General features: G+C 49.0%; 1 pseudogene. It reads right to left on the bottom strand.

From position 1 onward, the window contains the following. Nucleotides 1–122: 122 nt before the first annotated feature. Nucleotides 123–406 (bottom strand): annotated as a pseudogene (locus GO009_RS17460) (type IV secretory system conjugative DNA transfer family protein); the annotation flags it as partial.

Genomic DNA, 406 nt, shown 5'->3' on the forward strand with positions numbered 1-406 from the left:
AATAGATATAAAAGGAGAATCAATGAGAAGAAAATTGAAAAATAAAAACTAAGTTTAACCCAAGGATAGATCAAATCTGGGCAGTCCATTTGCCATGGTCAGTTTCATCCGGCGAAGGTGGGTCAGTTTACCCGGCTTATCCATTCAAGGGGCTTGGGCAATCCCTTTGGTATCTCAGGCTTGGGAAACCGCACCTTTCGGTCCTTCCCGTCCGCAAAGACCACAAACTCCCCTTGTTTTAACCGAAAGAACACCTCTGCCCTGCGCTTGGACACCTCCTTTTCCCCTTCCGTGATGCGTCGTTCCAGACTCAGCCCCGAGCTTTTGCTCACACTCCGGGTGGGCATTTTGACCAGTTCAAAGAAGCGCTCATAATACCTTGCCGTATCCGGGTCGTTCACCTTCC

The organism is Allomuricauda sp. TY007 (genome assembly GCF_010468565.1).
Lineage (GTDB): Bacteria > Bacteroidota > Bacteroidia > Flavobacteriales > Flavobacteriaceae > Flagellimonas.